The following is a 13,283-nucleotide window of genomic DNA, read 5'->3' as shown; positions in this document are numbered from 1 at the left end:
CCTATCAATTACTTATTAGCCGAATTTCTACATGTTAACGGGGGAACTCTATCGTTACAGCTTGGAGTCCGATAATTTTCTTACATACGCGGGAGGCACGATGAATAAAAAATTGAATATATGGCAACTAACCCCCCCTCAAATACTGGTTCTAGGCTTCGCTGTCATTATTTTCATGGGAGCAGGGCTCTTGATGCTGCCATTTGCATCGACGACAGGACTTTCGATGTCCTTCATTGATGCTCTTTTTACAGCGGTGTCGGCAACCTGTGTAACAGGGCTTGTTGTCGTAGATACAGGCAGTGCGTACACGATTTTTGGACAAATTGTTATTGTCGCTTTGATTCAAGTTGGTGGGCTTGGTTTTATGACCATGGCCACGTTAGTCGCTTTTGTTTTTCGTAAAAAAATCACCTTAAAAGAGAGGCTTGTCTTGCAAGAGGCCTTTAATCAAGGCAGTATGGAAGGTATCGTCCGTTTAATCCGCAAAGTTATCATTTATTCGTTGACCATTGAAGCTATTGCTGCTGCCATTTTTACGATTCGTTTTTCGTTTGATTTTGGCTTTACGAAGGCCCTTTATTTCGGTATTTGGCATTCGGTATCCATGTTTAATAATGCAGGCTTTGATTTATTCGGTACTGTAGATTCGCCATTCGTTTCTCTGACCGGATATGTTGGTGATTTTGTCGTGAATTTTGTAGCGATGATGCTGATTATCCTTGGAGGAATTGGTTTCATTGTCATCTCCGATCTGATGGAATTTCGTAATAAGAAGAAGCTTTCCCTTCATTCAAAGGTCGTTTTAAGCATGAGTGGACTGCTTCTCCTTGTAGGAGCACTTGGTATTTTTATATTCGAATTTACAAATATCAGAACCCTAGGTTCCTTGGATTTTGGTGCGAAAATATTATCTTCCTTTTTTCAATCTGTAACGGCACGGACAGCTGGTGCCAATACGGTCGATATTGGTGCGCTTCGTCAAGCCTCCCAATTTCTCATTATCATTCTTATGTTTATCGGTGCTTCTCCAGGTTCTACGGGTGGGGGGATTAAGACAACTACCTTTACGATTCTGATTAGTGCGATTATCACGATGATACGAGGGAAAGAAGATATCGTCATCTATCGTTACCGCTTAGCAAAGGATCGTATTCTTAAAGCGATTACGTTATCCATGATGGCTTTATTCTTAGTTATTATTGTTACGATGATTTTATCCACGACACAGGATTCGTCATTTATCAAAATCTTGTTTGAAGTCACGTCCGCCTTCGGAACCGTGGGGTTATCCATGGGTTTGACGCCGGAATTAACAACCTTCGGGAAAGTGCTTATTTGTATAACGATGTTTGCTGGACGATTAGGAACAATTACGCTTGCCTATGCCTTGCAGCCTAAACAGGAAAAAGAGTTATTTAGATACCCTGAGGGGAAAATTACGATTGGATAGGGGTCAAGCAAGATGAAAAAGAATCAGTATGTAGTAGTTGGACTCGGGCGATTTGGGTCAAGTCTTTCTAAGGAGCTTATGAAACTCGGTCATGAAGTATTAGGCATTGATCTTGATGAGGAAGTCGTTAACGAAATGAGCGATCAGCTGACACATGCTGTTGTCGCGGATGCAACGGATGAGGACGTGCTGAAATCATTAGGCATTCGAAACTTTGATTGTGCGGTTATTGCGATTGGGGATGATATTCAATCCAGTATTTTGACTGCGATCGTGATGAAAGATTTAGGGGTCAATCAAGTGGTGGCCAAAGCCTTATCTGAACTTCATGGAAAGGTTCTGACAAAGTTAGGCGTTGACCGCGTTGTCTATCCAGAGCGAGACATGGGCATTCGCGTTGCACATCAATTGGTAACCCCTAATTTGTTGGATTATATTGAAATATCCAAGGATTACACGATTGTGGAGCTCTCTGTACCCAAACGTTTATGTGGCTATACCATTCAACAATTGGATCCGCGCGCTAGGTACGGGTGCAGTGTTGTGGCGATTAATAAGCAGACGGGCATTATCATTGCGCCTACGGCAGGAGACATCGTGAATGAGAATGACGTTATGGTGATTATTGGAACCAATAATCAAATAGATGAATTTGAAAGTCAAGTTATCGGGTAATCCGAACAAGTCCATGTCCTGCAGCAAGAGAATTCCAAATGAAGGTGGACACCGCATGTTTAAGGTACTCATGATCGAAGATGATGCGATGATCGGTGATATGGTCACCATGTATTTAAAAGAAGAAGGATTTCAGGTCATCCGTGAAGGGAATGGGAAAGGGGGGATTGCGGCGATACCGCAATTTCAACCGGATCTTATTCTATTGGATTGGGTGCTGCCAGATATGGACGGACTAGCGATTTGTCGTCAAGTTCGAGAAACCTCCAGTGTACCGATCATGATTATTTCAATGAAAAATAAAATCGTTGAACGTGTCACTGCCTTAGGAGCGGGTGCAGACGATTTCATGTGTAAGCCTTTTAGTATGCATGAATTGATAGCTAGAGCCCATGCACTTATTCGCCGAGCACAGATGTATCAAAGGATACATCATTCGTCTACTCCAGAGTTGATACACCAGGAAGAGGAAATGGAACCGCTGAATGAACCCAAATCGGCTTTGATTGCAGCTGTTATGGATAAGCAAGAGAAAATTACGCTGAATCAGCATACACGATCTATGTGCGTCTATGGCGAAATTGTGGAGACGACCTATTCCGAATTTGAAATCATGAAATGTTTCATCAACAACCCTGGACGTGTGTACAGCCGCGAAGATTTATTGCAAACGGTCCGCGGTTTCGATTCTTTTGTTACGGATCGAGCTATCGATGTACATATCGCGAATCTCCGTAAGAAAATTGAAGACAACCCCAAAGAGCCGAAGTGGATTCGGACCGTTTGGGGTGTTGGGTATAAATTCGTGCGCATGTAATGTGAAAAATCTTAGCGGTGTTTGGCAAAATATTTGATCGCCTGTCCGACGAACTTCATGGATTCTGCATTATCAGCAGAGTGATCAGAGTAGATGAGCGAGGTCGTTCGTTTCGTCTGTTCCAATTCTTGAAGCTGCCGTAATATTAATTCATTATTCTGAATTAAATCTTCTCGTAAATAGGATTTGGGCAATAAGGTGGCTGTTTTGCAGGTGGAAACGAGCCGAATAATGGCTTCGAAGGAATCGATCTCCATTTGAACATTGGGAAATATGGTGAAGCGGTTGAATAACTCATCCATCATAATGCGGTACCAAGTCCCCTTGGAGAAGAGAATCATCGGTAGTTCATTCAAATCCTGCATCGTAATCACCGTACGATCTACTAAGGGATGTCCTGACGGTAGTACCAGGCAGAGATGATCATCGAACAAAGGCTCGCAGTGGAGGCTTGTCGCATTAATTTGCGAGGCTACGATACCAATATCTACTTTGTTGTCTTTGACCATGGACACGATCTCATGTGTTTTACCGGTAAGAAGCTTAATATCAGTCAGCGGATAATCCTGCAAGTAATCCGTAATGAGATCAGGCAGCGTCGCTTGAAGCGTTGTTAGTGAGGCGCCAATTGTAAGTGTCGAATGACTGCCTGCAGCTTTATACATATGAATTGCTTGCTTGAATTTGCGCTCCAGATGGCGCTTCTCTAAGGCATGGTCATAGCAAATTTGCCCCGCTTTGGTCAACTCCAGTCTTTTTCCCTTCCGGATAAAAAGCTCCACACCCAGCTCATCTTCCAGCTTCATAATTTTACGCGAAAGCGCAGGTTGCGAAATGTTTAACAATTGCGAAGCTTTATTGAGGCTGACTTGTTCGACAACGATAGCGAAAACATCTAAGAGCTCCATGCGTTTATTCTCACCTCTTATGTGAAATAGTTATAAGTAGATATAAAAAAACGGCACTTCCATTATAAGCGTGAAAGAGGTACGATGTACATGTCACAAATTATCTATATTTCGTGAACCTTCGCGTATAATCATTGACCGAATTGGCAAAATAGGCGTGGATGATTATGGGTTGACGCTCGTTTGCGGCGAGAGTACAATGATATGTGGCTTGTTTTGTCTAAACTTGTCGGATGTTATTTGGATTGAATTTTGTTGAGGGGGGAATTGGTTACATTATGAGTAATTCGTATTACTTTCGAAAGATCCACTCGTTACTAGGTGTCATTCCGGTGGGCTTCTTCCTTATTGAGCATTTGCTCACTAACTATGAGGCAACCAAAGGACCTGAAGCTTTCGTGGATCAAATTAACTGGTTGAACGGTTTGCCGTTAGTATTGCTCATGGAAATCGTGGGGGTCTGGCTTCCGCTTCTTTATCATGCCGTTTATGGACTCTATGTAGCGTATCAATCACGTAACAACGTTTCAAGCTACGGGTACTTCCGTAATACGATGTTTATGTTGCAACGTGTGACAGGTGTGCTTACGTTCTTGTTCGTTGCTTGGCATTTGTTCGAGACTCGTATTCAAGTTGCCTTAGGTAACGTGGCACATGAGGATCTCGGTATGACGATGCATGATATTGCAACGAATCCTGTCTTGTTTACGGTTTATCTTGTTGGGATTATTTCTGCAACGTTCCATTTCACAAATGGCCTTTGGTCATTCCTAGTGAGCTGGGGCATTACTGTTGGACCGCGTGCGCAACGCATTTCATCTATTATTTGGATGACAGCTTTCGTGGTGATGTCCGTGATGTTTATTATGTCGTTGACTGCATTTACAGATACGCAATTTCAGGTTCCAGTAGAAGTGCATACGGGGCATTAAGGGAGGGTGAACAGAAGTGGCTAATTCAAAAATCATCGTCGTCGGCGGAGGCCTTGCGGGACTCATGGCGACAATTAAAGCAGCAGAGGCCGGAGTTCATGTGCAATTGTTCTCCTTGGTTCCTGTGAAACGTTCCCACTCCGTATGTGCGCAAGGCGGCATCAACGGTGCGGTGAATACGAAGGGTGAAGGTGACTCCACATGGGAGCACTTTGACGATACAGTTTATGGTGGAGATTTCTTAGCGAATCAACCGCCTGTTAAAGCATTATGTGACGCGGCTCCAGGGATCATTCACTTGATGGATCGCATGGGCGTTATGTTTAACCGTACACCAGAAGGTTTGCTTGATTTCCGTCGTTTCGGTGGTACCAAATATCACCGTACAGCATTTGCAGGCGCAACTACGGGTCAACAACTCTTGTACGCGCTCGATGAGCAAGTACGTCGTTGGGAAACAGCAGGTCTCGTAACGAAATTCGAACATTGGGAATTCCTTGGTTCGGTTCTGGATGACGAAGGCGTGTGCCGTGGTATCGCAGCACAAGATTTGCGCAGCATGGAAATTCAAACATTCCCTTCTGATGCCGTGATCTTGGCAACAGGCGGTCCTGGTATCATTTTCGGGAAAACAACGAACTCCGTTATTAACACAGGTACAGCAGCAAGCGCGGTTTACCAACAAGGTGTTAAATATGCGAATGGTGAGATGATTCAAATTCACCCTACGGCGATTCCGGGAGACGACAAGCTGCGCTTGATGTCCGAATCTGCACGTGGTGAGGGCGGACGTATTTGGACATACAAAGACGGTAAGCCTTGGTACTTCCTAGAAGAGAAATACCCAGCCTACGGTAACCTGGTGCCTCGTGATATTGCAACACGTGAGATCTTCTCCGTGTGTATTGATCAGAAGCTAGGTATTAACGGCGAGAACATGGTTTACTTGGATCTTTCACATAAAGACCCGAAAGAGCTTGATATTAAGCTTGGCGGAATTATGGAAATTTACGAGAAATTCATGGGCGACGATCCACGTAAGATTCCAATGAAGATTTTCCCTGCAGTTCACTATTCCATGGGCGGCATGTGGGTTGACTATAACATGATGACGAACATCCCTGGCCTATTCGCAGCAGGTGAGTGTGAGTATCAGCATCACGGTGCAAACCGTTTGGGAGCGAATTCCCTCGTTTCCGCGATCTATGACGGTATGGTTTCCGGTCCTAAAGCGGTTGAGTATATTCGCGGCTTAGAGAAGCATGCGGACGATACATCCTCAATCATCTATGATCGTGAGAAGAAGCGTCACACGGATCGTTATGAGAGCTTGCTCAAAATGAACAACGGTACGGAGAATGCGTACGTACTTCATAAAGAGCTTGGCGACATGATGAATGCGAACATGACGGTTGTACGTTACAACGATCGTTTAACAGAAACAATTGGTAAAATCAAAGACTTGAAAGAGCGTTACAACAACATCAACATCACAGATACAGCGCGTTGGAACAACCAAGGTGTTGCGTTCACACGCCAGCTTTGGAACATGTTCGAGCTTGCTGAAGCGATGACGGTTGGTGCCTTGATGCGTGATGAAAGTCGTGGCGCGCACTACAAGCCTGATTTCCCAGAGCGTGATGATGACAACTTCATGAAAACGACAATCGCGGATTGGACGCCAGATGGTCCTAAGATTTCGTATGATGAAATCGATGTTTCGTTGATTAAACCGCGGAAACGTGACTACTCCACGGAGAAGAAAAAGGAGGGATCCTGATCATGGCGGAGACACTAAGCGCACAAAAAACCGTGAAGTTTATCGTGACTCGTCAAGAGAGTCCTGATTCTAAACCGTACACGGAGGAGTTTGAAATTCCTTACCGCGCGAACATGAACGTGATCAGCGGTTTGATGGAGGTTCAGCGTAATCCTAAGAATGCTAAAGGCGACAAAACAACACCTGTATGTTGGGAATCCAACTGTCTGGAAGAAGTGTGTGGCGCTTGTTCCATGGTCATTAACGGAAAGCCGCGTCAAGCTTGTTCTGCACTTGTAGATAAGCTGGAGCAGCCAATTCGTGTAGCACCTATGAGCACGTTCCCGGTTATGCGTGACCTTGTTATCGACCGTGGACGTATGTTCAACGCGTTGAAAAAGGTTAAAGCATGGGTTCCAATCGACGGAACGTACGACCTTGGTCCTGGACCGCGTATGGCCGAGTCGAAGCGTCAATGGGCTTACGAGTTGTCCAAATGTATGACATGCGGCGTGTGTTTGGAAGCTTGTCCGAACGTGAACGACAAGAACTCGTTTATCGGGCCTTCTGCGCTTTCCCAAGTTCGTCTATTCAATGCTCACCCAACAGGTGAAATGAACAAAGACGAGCGTTTGGATACGTTGATGACAGATGGCGGTATCGAAGGCTGCGGTAACTCGCAGAACTGCGTACGCTCCTGTCCAAAGGGCATTCCGCTTACGACATCAATCGCAGCGTTGAATGCAGATACGACGAAGCACCTGTTCAAGAAATGGTTAGGCGTGTAAGAACCGCTGAAATGAAGTCCGGCCTCCCAGTAATGGGAGCGTCGGGCTTTTTGTTTTTCGTATGTATGCGCGGAGGTATCCGAACAAAAAGACCTGAGTCAGAGTCTCAGGTCATCTTCATCATGTGTAGAGGTTAGTGAGCTGCGGGGGCATGGAGTGGGTTCATATTCGTGCTTATTTATAGGGGAAATCAATTGAGGATGCTGGAAAGTATGGCTCGGCGTAGTGAGATCGGCATATCGTGGTGAAGATCCCTCAGCTGGTTTCATGGCCGGGGCGGGTTGAATGTGCTTTTTATCTAACATGTGAATGTGGAAATGAATCGAATACATCGCGACACCTCCGTTTGGAATCTTTAGATGTTATATAATATTACGTATGATCGCATTTTGACAACCTATTATTTATTTGTGTTATATATATTGACATCATTGATCAATCTAAGTATGATATAGACAAAAGTAAGACAACGAAGAAACAACCGCATAGCAAACTTGTTTTCTAGGGTTCCGCGACAGTAGTGTTGGCTGTTGGTCAGGTCCAAGAGAAGACACACGATGAGCTTCATCGTGCACACGGAGGGATAAAAGCCCGGGAGGATATCAGAATATGATATCATTCCGGGCTTTTCCTTTTATCATTTTATAAAGAGAGGGAGTTCGGGGCATGAGACAAAAAACAATAGTTCTGATGTTAGCGGTATTATTAACTTTTACAGTCATTATTAGCGGGTGTGGAAGCAAAGAAGCGAGTACGAAAGCGGGAGGCAGCAATGAGCCAATCAAATTGGCGCTAAGCCCATGGCCGGGCTGGTTCGTCTGGTACCTCGTGAAGGAAAAGGGCTTTTTCGAGAAAAATGGCGTGAATGTGGACTTAGTTTGGTTCCCAGTTTACAGTGACTCCTTATCCGCACTTGCTTCAGGTAAAGTAGATGCAAATAGTCAGACGTTAAGTGATACACTGGCACCGGCAAGTAAAGGCATTAAGCTTAAAGCCGTTCTAGTAAATGATAATTCCAATGGCGGCGATGGCGTTGTTGTGAAGCCTAGCATCAATTCCTTGAATGACTTGAAAGGCAAAAAAGTAGCAACAGAGCTTGGAACCGTCGATCATCTTCTTATGCTGACAGCACTTGAGAAAGCTGGGTTAGCAGAGAAAGATGTCTCCTATACGAATATGACAGTCAACGATGCAGGACCGGCTTTCATCTCAGGTAACCTGGATGCTGCCGTACTATGGGAGCCCTTCTTAAGCAAAGCGATTCAAGAGGGGAAAGGGAAGCTGCTCTTCTCATCCAAGGATACACCGGGATTAATTCCAGATCTGCTCGTCTTTAAAGAAGAAATTACGAAGAATCGCCCAGACGATGTTAAGAAAATTATCAATGCTTGGTTTGATGCTTTAGATTACTGGAAAGCCAATCCAGAAGAGTCCTTGAAAATTATGGCCAAAGCGGCAGAGACTCCAGTCGATGAGTACAAAGCGGGCATAGACAGCGTGAAGATTTTCCAACTGGAGGATAATATCAAAGCTTTTGCAAAAGCAGATTCATTAGAATCACTTGCCTTTACTTCTGGGAAAACAGCCGAATTCCTTAAAGGTTTGGATATGCTCTCGACAATACCGAAACCAGAAACCTTCTTGGATGGCCATTTTGTGGAAGAAGTCATGAAGGAGCGCAAGTAAAATAAACGGCTACGCCGTCCTACTAGGACGAGTGCGTTTATCCAAAAATATAGCCAATTTATCTAGTGAAACATATATATTCTGATATTTAAATAAAGGCGGAACAGGAGGACTGCAGATGGAAACGCAGATAAAAAAAAGACGCAAGTCCACGTTGTTTGCCATAAGGGGCGAGATTAGTCGTAAATCCTATATGTCTGGCGTCGTGCTTATCGTTGCGGTTGTGTTATTGTTCTGGAGCGTGATGAGCTACGGCGAACTCGTCAATCGTACCTTCCTCCCGACACCGGATCAAGTACTCCGGCAGTTTGGGATTCAACTACAGAACCCTGTGTTCTGGCATAATGTTTGGATTAGTATTTTCCGAGTTGGCGGTGGATTCTTGCTCGCTTGCTTAATCGGGATTCCACTTGGGATCTTGGCAGGTACGTTTCGTTTTGCAGAAGCGCTGATCGTGCCGGGGGCGGAATTTATTCGGTATATGCCTGCGACAGCGTTCATTCCTTTAATCATGGTATGGGCGGGGATTGGTGAATGGGCGAAAGTACTCGTTATCTTCTTGGGATGCTTCTTCCAGCTGATGCTGATGGTTGCAGATAATACCCGATCGGTATCCAATGATCTACTGCAAACCTCGTATACACTCGGGGCGAAACGTTGGCAAGTGATCGAAAAAGTGCTGATTCCTGCACTGCTCCCTGATTTGATGAATACCCTGCGCCTAATCATTGGCTGGGCTTGGACGTATTTAGTCGTAGCTGAACTTGTTGCGGCAAGCAGTGGACTTGGATTCTCTATAATGAAGGCACAGCGGTTCCTGAACACGGATCAAATTTTTGTAGGCATCATTGCGATTGGTTTGCTAGGCTTGCTGACGGATCGCACATTTGCATATTGTCATAAGCGATTTTTCCCATGGCTGGAAGGAGGGCGTTAGATATGGAAGCATTGAATTTGGATTACAACAGCGTGCCCTCCAGCGAAAAAAGTGTGAGTGTACGGAAAATCGATGCTGTCGATGTTACGAAGGTATACAGCACGAAGAAGTCCCAATTCGTAGCATTGGATCGCGTATCCTTTCACGTGGATGCACATGAATTTGTCAGCTTTGTCGGTCCTTCGGGCTGTGGAAAGTCATCCTTATTGCGTATTATTGCAGGATTAGAGCCTTTGACGATGGGGGATTTGAGTATCTCCGGTCAAGAAATTGACGGTCCTGGGGCTGACAGAGGTATGGTGTTCCAGAGCTATACGTTATTCCCATGGCTAACGGTAAGGGAGAATATCGAGTTCGGTTTAACACTGAAGGGCGTTCCTCTTTTCGAAAAGAGAGCGATATCCGATCACTTCATGGAGCTAGTCGGCTTGCATAAATTCGCGAAGTCGCTGCCGAAGGAGCTTTCTGGCGGTATGAAGCAGCGGGTTGCGATTGCGCGTGCCTTAGCGAATAATCCTGAAGTGCTGCTGATGGACGAACCGTTCGGGGCACTTGATCCGCAAACGAAGAATTCGATGCAGGAGCTGCTGCTGCGAATATGGGAAAAGGAGAAGACCACAGTCGTCTTCATTACCCATGATATTGAGGAAGCGATTTTCTTATCGCAAAGGGTATATGTGATGCAGGCGCATCCAGGAACGATCCGCAGTGAGATTGTGATACCTCGCGGGCTGCGGCAGGTGGAAGATGTGAAGGATTCGGAAGCTTTCGTAAAGCTGAAGAAGCAGATCATTTCGTTGATCGGGCATCATGACGAGTAGCGGCTAATTATTAGGTAAGAGGCGGGTCCCGTAAGTAGAAGCATCTACTTAAGGACTCGCTTTTTTGCGCTTTGTATTTTTGCAAAAGAGGCAGGGATTTGACGAGCTATTTGCTTCTAGCTACAATGAGTTTAAGCGTTTTAAGAATGAGGGCATGGGATGAAAAAAAATAAACAAGCTACCATCGTCGATGTTGCCTCGGAAGCAGGTGTTTCCATTGCGACGGTGTCGAATGTAATTAACCGAAGGAAGGTTCCGATGTCACCGGAGACGATCCGCAAAGTGGAAGAGGCGGTTGTGCGACTAGGTTATCGCCGGAACGTCATGGCAACGAATTTAAGTCGGCGTCGCTCGAATGAGTTAGGGCTGATTCTCCCGCATTTTGGCGGGTATTACGGCAGATTTGCTGAGAAGCTGGAACAGAAGTTTCACAGCTATGGTTATCATTTATCGGTATTTTCAGCGGCAGGTATGGATCCTGAAGTTGAGCAAAGGCATTTAGAGCATTTGTTGCAAAGACGCGTGGATGGCCTAGTGAGTCATGGCTTGGCGATCAGCATGCATTCCACGCAGCAGTTGGTTGGCGAGGGAACGCCGCTTGTCATTTTTAATGGCTGGGGATGGCCCAGTGACATTACGAAGTTGGCGGTGAATTTGGATTTCGCGAAGGCATCGAGCCAGGCTGTGCAGTATTTCCTAGAACATGGCTGCCAAGCTGTTTTCTATGCTGGCAGACGTAAAGGTATGGGAGCGAATGAGCAGCGGATCGACGGTTTTCTCGCGGGGCTAGGCGATAAGGCTGAGACAATCGTGCATGCGCTTTTGGATGCCGGAGAGCTGGGCGTAGCTGGCACCTTGGATGAGTCGCTGCGCGTGAGCGGTGAGTTACGGCCAATCGGCATTTATACGTTCAATGATGCGCTAGCGCTTGAGTTCATTTCGGAGTGCCATGATCGAGGGATTCGAGTTCCTGAAGAGGTACAGCTCATTGGGATGGATAATGAGCATTTTGCGAAGGCAAGCTTTCCTTCCATTACGAGCTTCGAGATGCCAGTTGAGCTGCAAACGAGCTTAGTCGCGGCTTTCCTGATGCGGCAGATGGGGGAAGAGCTGGATGAGGAGAGCGCCACGCTGCTTGACTCTTATCTCGCGCAGATGAAGGGGCATGAGCTGCTCATCGATATGGAGATGATTGTGCGTAAATCTACGCATAATAAATAAAAACCGTTGATCACTTTGGGAGAAGTGATTAACGGTTTTTATTTGTCTTATATTGCGGAGGTTACTACTAGTAACCGATAAATGCACTGGCAAAGCGATGAATCAGGCGTCTGTATGACTTTGATGTTTTATTTGCTTTTGCTGCCGCAGAAAGTCTTTCCCATACTCCCCATGTGGATTAATGCCCGCGTGCTCGATCTGAATCGTGGCATGCTCGATCCCATACTTGCTTTTCAACGTCTCATTGATTGCCAAAATCACACAGAACGGTTGGATGTTCGAACTAATGAACACATGCGCAGTCAGTGAGTAGTGATCGGTCGAAACCGCCCAGAGATGCATTTCATGCACATCTTCTACCCCTTCCACTTTCGCAATGACGGCACGAATTTCGTCTAAATTAAACTTTTCGGGGACGGATTCCATCAGGATCATGAAGGATTCTCGGATGATTTTGCCCCCGCCTGTAAAAATAATACCCCCGATTACCATCGAAATCAGTGGATCGAACCAAAGAAGACCTGAGTAGTAAATGACAATGGATGAAAGGATGACACCTACCGAACTGAGTAAGTCGCCAAAAAAGTGCCAGAGCGCGCTTTGTACATTGAGATTGTCTTCCTCCTTGACGCTGTTATGGAGCACCAACGTAAGCACGAGGTTAACAACGAAACCAATCGAGGCAATACCCAGCATAAGTCCCAACTGTATGGGTTGCGGGTGAATGACACGCTGGATACCTTCAATAAAAATCCCAACTGCGATAATACAAAGCGCTAATCCATTTAGAAATGAAGCAACAATTTCAAACCGCAGGAATCCAAAAGTGAACCGAGCATTAGGCTGACGTGTAGCGAGCTGCAAGGCAACCATGCTGAGTCCCAACGCAATAACATCTGAAATCATATGGGCAGAATCGGATAAAAGAGCAAGGGAATTCGAAAGCACCCCACCGACAATTTCTACAATGGTAAAAAAGGCAGTTAATATGAGGGTGACCCACAGGGTTTTTCTTGACTTACTTTGTTCTTTCACATGGTGGAGATGGTGATAGTCATACTCGACGCTCATAGGGTTCCTCCTTATTTAGAATAATTCTAATTAATATATACCTAGTATATGCTACTTGGGTGAAAGGTGCAACTGGATTTGTGGAAGAAATTTGAAGTAAGGGGACAAGGACAAGGACAAGGACAAGGACAAGGACACAAAAAATAAAGCGTTTTCAATTTTGTAATATAAATGAAATATTCCTGTTATGGTACCATAATGTTTACTTGGTAATA

The 13,283-nt window shown here is 45.3% G+C and carries 12 protein-coding genes and 1 riboswitch; of the genes, 10 read left to right on the top strand and 2 right to left on the bottom strand.

The window, feature by feature from the left end; genetic code table 11:
• Nucleotides 1-100: 100 nt before the first annotated feature.
• The 3 genes from AC58P7_RS12180 to AC58P7_RS12170 are packed head-to-tail and all read left to right on the top strand — an operon-like array spanning nucleotide 101 to nucleotide 2,945.
• Complete coding sequence (locus tag AC58P7_RS12180) at nucleotides 101-1,453, top strand: TrkH family potassium uptake protein (RefSeq protein ID WP_497343125.1); 1,353 nt, start codon at nucleotides 101-103, stop codon at nucleotides 1,451-1,453.
• A 12-nt stretch (nucleotides 1,454-1,465) separates the two neighbouring features.
• The gene (locus AC58P7_RS12175) at nucleotides 1,466-2,128 is read left to right on the top strand and encodes a potassium channel family protein (RefSeq protein ID WP_497343123.1); all 663 of its coding nucleotides are present in this window, start codon (nucleotides 1,466-1,468) and stop codon (nucleotides 2,126-2,128) included.
• A 55-nt stretch (nucleotides 2,129-2,183) separates the two neighbouring features.
• Nucleotides 2,184-2,945, top strand: coding sequence for a response regulator transcription factor (locus tag AC58P7_RS12170; protein WP_497343121.1), 762 nt, complete (start codon nucleotides 2,184-2,186; stop codon nucleotides 2,943-2,945).
• A gap of 11 nt (nucleotides 2,946-2,956) precedes the next feature.
• Here the strand turns inward: AC58P7_RS12170 and AC58P7_RS12165 are convergent, their stop codons facing one another.
• Complete coding sequence (locus tag AC58P7_RS12165; protein WP_497343119.1) at nucleotides 2,957-3,853, bottom strand: LysR family transcriptional regulator; 897 nt, start codon at nucleotides 3,851-3,853, stop codon at nucleotides 2,957-2,959.
• Between the two features lie 275 nt (nucleotides 3,854-4,128).
• Between AC58P7_RS12165 and AC58P7_RS12160 the strand changes: the two genes are divergently transcribed.
• The 7 genes from AC58P7_RS12160 to AC58P7_RS12130 all read left to right on the top strand — a co-directional run bounded on the left by AC58P7_RS12160 (nucleotide 4,129) and on the right by AC58P7_RS12130 (nucleotide 11,997).
• Nucleotides 4,129-4,785: a succinate dehydrogenase cytochrome b558 subunit gene (locus AC58P7_RS12160; protein WP_497343429.1), complete on the top strand. Its 657-nt coding sequence runs from the start codon at nucleotides 4,129-4,131 to the stop codon at nucleotides 4,783-4,785.
• A 16-nt stretch (nucleotides 4,786-4,801) separates the two neighbouring features.
• The gene (gene sdhA / locus AC58P7_RS12155) at nucleotides 4,802-6,565 is read left to right on the top strand and encodes a succinate dehydrogenase flavoprotein subunit (RefSeq protein WP_497343117.1); all 1,764 of its coding nucleotides are present in this window, start codon (nucleotides 4,802-4,804) and stop codon (nucleotides 6,563-6,565) included.
• A gap of 2 nt (nucleotides 6,566-6,567) precedes the next feature.
• Nucleotides 6,568-7,332 carry a succinate dehydrogenase iron-sulfur subunit gene (gene sdhB / locus AC58P7_RS12150; protein WP_497343115.1) on the top strand — a complete coding sequence of 255 codons (765 nt, stop codon included), beginning with the start codon at nucleotides 6,568-6,570 and terminating at the stop codon, nucleotides 7,330-7,332.
• Between the two features lie 490 nt (nucleotides 7,333-7,822).
• Nucleotides 7,823-7,932: riboswitch (guanidine-I (ykkC/yxkD leader) on the top strand.
• A 66-nt stretch (nucleotides 7,933-7,998) separates the two neighbouring features.
• Nucleotides 7,999-9,018, top strand: coding sequence for an ABC transporter substrate-binding protein (locus tag AC58P7_RS12145; RefSeq protein WP_497343113.1), 1,020 nt, complete (start codon nucleotides 7,999-8,001; stop codon nucleotides 9,016-9,018).
• Between the two features lie 118 nt (nucleotides 9,019-9,136).
• Complete coding sequence (locus tag AC58P7_RS12140; protein ID WP_497343111.1) at nucleotides 9,137-9,955, top strand: ABC transporter permease; 819 nt, start codon at nucleotides 9,137-9,139, stop codon at nucleotides 9,953-9,955.
• 2 nt (nucleotides 9,956-9,957) lie between these two features.
• Complete coding sequence (locus AC58P7_RS12135; protein WP_497343109.1) at nucleotides 9,958-10,776, top strand: ABC transporter ATP-binding protein; 819 nt, start codon at nucleotides 9,958-9,960, stop codon at nucleotides 10,774-10,776.
• A gap of 159 nt (nucleotides 10,777-10,935) precedes the next feature.
• Complete coding sequence (locus AC58P7_RS12130; RefSeq protein ID WP_497343107.1) at nucleotides 10,936-11,997, top strand: LacI family DNA-binding transcriptional regulator; 1,062 nt, start codon at nucleotides 10,936-10,938, stop codon at nucleotides 11,995-11,997.
• Nucleotides 11,998-12,099: 102 nt separating this feature from the next.
• Here the strand turns inward: AC58P7_RS12130 and AC58P7_RS12125 are convergent, their stop codons facing one another.
• Nucleotides 12,100-13,068, bottom strand: a complete 969-nt coding sequence (locus tag AC58P7_RS12125; protein ID WP_497343106.1) for a cation diffusion facilitator family transporter — start codon at nucleotides 13,066-13,068, stop codon at nucleotides 12,100-12,102.
• Between the last annotated feature and the right edge of the window lie 215 nt (nucleotides 13,069-13,283).

The organism is Paenibacillus sp. J22FR5 (assembly GCF_059691975.1).
This window is presented reverse-complemented; position numbering and strand designations above follow the sequence as displayed.

What these genes read in the sequence shown, in the direction of transcription:
- AC58P7_RS12140 (WP_497343111.1), top strand. Translation starts at nt 9,137, where the DNA reads ATGGAAACGCAGATAAAAAAAAGACGCAAGTCCACGTTGTTTGCCATA.
- AC58P7_RS12125 (WP_497343106.1), bottom strand. Translation starts at nt 13,068, where the DNA reads ATGAGCGTCGAGTATGACTATCACCATCTCCACCATGTGAAAGAACAA.
- AC58P7_RS12180 (WP_497343125.1), top strand. Translation starts at nt 101, where the DNA reads ATGAATAAAAAATTGAATATATGGCAACTAACCCCCCCTCAAATACTG.
- AC58P7_RS12170 (WP_497343121.1), top strand. Translation starts at nt 2,184, where the DNA reads ATGTTTAAGGTACTCATGATCGAAGATGATGCGATGATCGGTGATATG.
- AC58P7_RS12175 (WP_497343123.1), top strand. Translation starts at nt 1,466, where the DNA reads ATGAAAAAGAATCAGTATGTAGTAGTTGGACTCGGGCGATTTGGGTCA.
- AC58P7_RS12135 (WP_497343109.1), top strand. Translation starts at nt 9,958, where the DNA reads ATGGAAGCATTGAATTTGGATTACAACAGCGTGCCCTCCAGCGAAAAA.
- AC58P7_RS12145 (WP_497343113.1), top strand. Translation starts at nt 7,999, where the DNA reads ATGAGACAAAAAACAATAGTTCTGATGTTAGCGGTATTATTAACTTTT.
- sdhB (WP_497343115.1), top strand. Translation starts at nt 6,568, where the DNA reads ATGGCGGAGACACTAAGCGCACAAAAAACCGTGAAGTTTATCGTGACT.
- AC58P7_RS12130 (WP_497343107.1), top strand. Translation starts at nt 10,936, where the DNA reads ATGAAAAAAAATAAACAAGCTACCATCGTCGATGTTGCCTCGGAAGCA.
- AC58P7_RS12165 (WP_497343119.1), bottom strand. Translation starts at nt 3,853, where the DNA reads ATGGAGCTCTTAGATGTTTTCGCTATCGTTGTCGAACAAGTCAGCCTC.